At 58.5% G+C, this 4,113-nt stretch carries 3 protein-coding genes and 1 pseudogene; 2 read left to right on the top strand and 2 right to left on the bottom strand.

Annotation, left to right across the window (positions count from 1 at the left end; translation table 11 throughout):
• Positions 1-313: 313 nt before the first annotated feature.
• Positions 314-604, bottom strand: a pseudogene (locus tag Q7S58_RS20025) (IS3 family transposase); the annotation flags it as partial.
• Between the two features lie 57 nt (positions 605-661).
• Complete coding sequence (locus Q7S58_RS20020; RefSeq protein ID WP_304830265.1) at positions 662-1,330, bottom strand: class I SAM-dependent methyltransferase; 669 nt, start codon at positions 1,328-1,330, stop codon at positions 662-664.
• Between the two features lie 904 nt (positions 1,331-2,234).
• On the opposite strand from Q7S58_RS20020, the gene Q7S58_RS20015 reads away from it, so the two are divergent.
• The gene (locus Q7S58_RS20015; protein WP_304830262.1) at positions 2,235-2,480 is read left to right on the top strand and encodes a hypothetical protein; all 246 of its coding nucleotides are present in this window, start codon (positions 2,235-2,237) and stop codon (positions 2,478-2,480) included.
• A 611-nt stretch (positions 2,481-3,091) separates the two neighbouring features.
• Complete coding sequence (locus Q7S58_RS20010; protein WP_304830260.1) at positions 3,092-3,814, top strand: right-handed parallel beta-helix repeat-containing protein; 723 nt, start codon at positions 3,092-3,094, stop codon at positions 3,812-3,814.
• Positions 3,815-4,113 lie beyond the last annotated feature (299 nt).

The raw sequence follows: 4,113 nt of genomic DNA, 5'->3' as shown, positions 1-4,113 counted from the left end.
CAGCCATTCGCACGAGTCGTACGCGCCGTTCGGGCATTCTTCGAGCGGGTTGTGCCGCGCAAGCACGAAGCGAATCGCGCGGACGATTCGCGGCTGCGGCGAAGGAATCATAAGCGCCGCCAGCACACCGTGGTCGAGCCGACCGCCCTCTTGCGAGCGCCGTGACGTGCGGGTCAGGATCAATGGGTGAAGGCCTGGGCGCCTCGGGAATGGGCGCTCCGTGTGCATCAAATCGGCGAGCTCACGCATGGCGCAATCTAGACGTCGTTGGAGGCGCGATCGCCCTCGGACTGGTGCCGCGCCTACACAATCTGCTAAGGCACTCGCGGCTGAAGTCGTCGACGATGCAGAGGATGCGAAAACGCCGCCCGTCGCTTAGCGTGTCCGACACGAAGTCGAGCGACCAGCGCTGGTTAATCGTGAGCGGCAGCGTCATTGGCGCCCGCGTACCCAAAGCCCGCTTGCGGCCGCCGCGCCGGCGTACCATCAGCTTCTCCTCGCGGTACAGCCGGTAGAGCTTCTTGTGATTCATCCGACAACCTTCCCGCGCCAGTAGCCAGCCCAGGCGCCGATAGCCAAAGCGCCGCCGCTCGGCCGCCAGCTCCCCATCTCGCTTGGCGAACACTCGCAGGAATCTTTCGGCAATATTTGCGAGAGACTTTTAGAATGGCTTGAAGCTTTCGAAGTTGGGTTCGGTACGGGGATTCGGCAGTCGGAATGCTCGAAGCCGCGTAGCCGCTGGCATCGGCTCGGGCTGCCATCCGGTATTCACTTCGAAGTACCGGACCGCGGTGGCAACTGATGGGTAGTTGCAATCGTCCAAGATCACCAGCCCACCCGGGCGCACGAGTTCACGTATGTAAAACAAGTCAACAAACACGTTGTGAAAGATGTGGCTGCCATCGACGAAGGCGGCGTCCGCGAGGAAGCCGTCGCTCAAGAGGCGCGGTAGAACGATCTGGGATCGCTCCTCAAACAGCAAACACAGGCCAGTAATGCCTGCTTCGACGATGGCGCTCCATCCGGAGCCGTAGAACCGATTCTGATAAGCGTCGATGATCAGGTGGCGCGCTTGGCCCGACCCGAAGGCGACCAGCGCCTCCGCAACTGCGAGCGCGGAACTTCCATAGGCGAGGCCAATCTCGATTACTGTGCTCGGTCTTTCAGCGAGCAGAAGGTCGCGCAGGGCATCGCCATCCGAACTCGGGATCGATACGCGTTCGAAGTCACCGTCGGATCGGACACGAGGTGGGCCATCAGCGGCGAGCCTGCGCCGCACGGCTCGAATCTTTTCTACCCGGTCACTGTCCACCTTCAACTCCCATTCCACGAGCTATCCAGTCCCAATATTTCCGTTTAATCATCCTTTGTGTCGCCCTGAGAAACGGCCTACCTGAAGTTGAGCCGTTCAAGCGTACCGTCGAAACTACCGAGATTGCGCCGTCGAATGGTTCCTCGGGTTTGATGCGCAGATGCTTGAACTCGAATCTCTGTTTCGATCCGCCGAGCCGCGAGCTAGAGCTAGAGCTATTATACTCCCGACGCGCGGCTGGCCAGAAGCCAGTCGCACTTGCAGGGTCGCGTGCGCGGGCAAGGTGCAACAAACGATCAGAAAATTCCCCGATGAGGAGGGGACTGAAACGAGTATCCGCCACTGCCAACCGCCGCGCTGTTAGCCGATCAGAAAATTGGCGAAGTCGGCATCGGCTCCGGCCGATCGATCGGTTCGCCGAGTTCCTCGAGCAGCGCGGGCCGGAGGTCGGGTGGAACGGCGTGGTGCTGCAGCGGGAGCTGGCAGGCTTGGGGTTTAGCGGGAGCTATCAGCAGGTGCAGCGCTTCCTTAAGCCGTACCGTGCGCAGCGGAAGTGGTCGGAGCTGGCGACGATGCGGTTCGAGACCGAGCCGGGGGAACAGGCGCAGGTCGACTACGGCCAGCTCGCGCTCACGCGTGCATTTCGAGCAATTCTCCCGAATGTCCGGAAACCTAGGGACTGAATGGTGGAGAGAGGTCAACTCGAACTACGGCGCTCTTTCCGAGCAGATGGATCCGAGTACTGGCGGATGTTTCTGCTTCTAGAACCTGGCGGAGAATATATTCGCAAAAAATCGCGCTCTTTAACTTTCGAAGCGCAACTACGGCCCCCCTCTAGCTAGCCAGTAATATCTTTTTGAGGACTGGCTAGTAGCTGCGAAACGAGCGATGTGTGTGTCCATATCTGACGGAGGACACAGCTTTGAAGAACAATGAACGCGCAGCAATACTTCCTCACGGTGAATCCGGTCCGCTTTCAAACCTGACTGTTGTCGAGCTCCGGGGATTGTGGCGGCAGCTCTACGGCAGCGAGCCGCAGGCAAGCATCAATCGGTCGCTGCTGATCAAGCGAATTGTTGCCAGAGCGCAGCAAACGGCCGGCGCCGTCAAATCCGCGAATAGCGGCTTGCTCGCCCGAATAACCGGCGCTGTCGGCACTAAATCCTGATCGAGCAGTGTGCGCCGATTGCGCGGAATCACGTGTGGTGCTCGGGTACGATGAACCAGCGGATGCAAAAAATTGGGTACGCATCCAGTCGGCAATTCAAACGAAGATCAGCTGCGAGCCCAAAGAACCCCCCTGCCGGAGGCTATCGTCGCCTATCGCTTCGTCGAAGTACCGCATCGCATCATGCACATGACCACTCTCCTGATTGAGTCTCGGCGGTCTCTTCAGTTCGGCTCCCAATTGGTCTTGATGCCGGTTATGCGTGCAGGGATAGCGATGTGGGTAGTAGCTAATGAGAGTTTCAGCGCTCCTCAGACTGTGTTCGTCTGGGCGCAGAAGGACAAGCGTGGCAGGCACGTAAATTTGATTATCGCCGCCTGTCGACATTCCTGACGGGAGCGATGTGGACAGGTCAACCTCGGTGAAACCGGCGGCGTTCATAACGGCCAAGTATTTGGGAAGCTGCCAGCGTGGCTCGGAGAAGGCGACAATTTGCACAAGTACTGTCCGCCGATCGGATATTGCCCGGACGGACTCAAAGCAGCGTTTCAACTGAGCGTAATACGGTTCGAGCCCTTTGTAGTTGCGATCGCAAAACGTGTAGTAGGAAGATGGGTTTCCGTCTAAAGTTCCAGAGAGCCAGTGCCTGCTTTGGCGGAGCTGGGATTGCCGTCGAGTTTGCGTCGCCGATAATTCAGTCGAACACGATCACGAACAACACTCAGACGGACTGCACCGGCGGAGGAGGTGCGGGAATCCTACTGCTTGGGGCGGGGAGTGGATTGATCGTCTCCAACACCATCAGCAACAACTCCTGGTCGAGTGGCGACGGAGGTGGAATCTTGATGTATGGGGCGGGTAATCCGCTGATTCTGAACAACCTGATCACCGGCAACCTTACCACGGGTGTGTTTGGAGGAGGCGGGCCCTCAGCCGCTGGCGGCGGAATCGCGATGTATGGCTCTGCACCGCTACTCGGGCAGAACCTGATCGTGAACAACAACTCGGATATCGGCGCCGGCGTTTACTTTAGCGTGCCATCGGCCTCGACGGGGCCTTTGATCGTCAACAATACGATTTTGGGAAACGATGCCACGCGAGGTCTTGGTTCCGCGATTTATGCGGACGGATTCGCCGGCCCCGCCGAGTTGATCAATAATCTGCTGCTTGCACCAGGCAGTGAAAACGTCGTGTTTTGCAGTCCGTACGGTCTGGCGATCAATCCTTCGCGTCGTGCTAACGGCCTGAAATCATTCGGCGGCTGCGGAGTCGCGCGTGACAATTGCTTCTTCATTTCGATTGAATCGACAAATCTTGCGGCGAGAGCAATCTAAGATCACGTTACACTTGAGTCAACTAACGAGAGGAGAGTTCAATGTATGATGTGAGCAAGAGAAGCGCTCGACTACCGCGCGCTAACTACGATTCGCTTGCCGACGCGCTAGCATCCCGCAGGTTACAGCTATGGCTCGACGGCGCCCGGACTAAGCGTGCTGTTGATCAGGGTACCCCAAACTCCGCCCGGTTCTCCCGAAGATTGACCGCGCGTATGTAGGCCGCCGCTCCAACTGTAATTGCCGGCCGTCGTGGCGCCTTTGTGGATATTGGTATGCGAGTCCGCGGTGCATCCGTC

The sequence above is a fragment of the Candidatus Binatus sp. genome (assembly GCF_030646925.1).
Lineage (GTDB): Bacteria > Desulfobacterota > Binatia > Binatales > Binataceae > Binatus.
This window is presented reverse-complemented; position numbering and strand designations above follow the sequence as displayed.